1 protein-coding gene is annotated in these 213 nt (G+C 35.7%); it reads left to right on the top strand.

Features of this window, described 5'->3' with window-relative positions:
- Positions 1 to 213 (top strand): hypothetical protein (locus V6255_RS18845; RefSeq protein WP_341629469.1); only part of this gene is annotated, 213 nt, incomplete at both ends.

The following is a 213-nucleotide window of genomic DNA, read 5'->3' as shown; positions in this document are numbered from 1 at the left end:
TTGGACAGATTGGTGGTGCACCTTCAACAGATACTAAGTTGATTACTGCTACGATCACAGCACAAAGTCTATTATCGACAGTGGATGAATTAAAAAATATATTAATTAAAGTAAATGAAGATGGTTCACAAATACCTTTACAGGATGTTGCTAAAGTTGAGTTGGTTACTGAAAGCTTTTCGGTTGCACCTCTTTTTTATTGGCAAGGCACAT

It is taken from the genome of Psychromonas arctica (assembly GCF_038155225.1).
Taxonomy (GTDB): Bacteria; Pseudomonadota; Gammaproteobacteria; order Enterobacterales; family Psychromonadaceae; genus Psychromonas; species Psychromonas arctica_B.
Note: the sequence above shows the minus strand (reverse complement) of the source record. Positions and strands in the feature narration are given on the sequence as shown.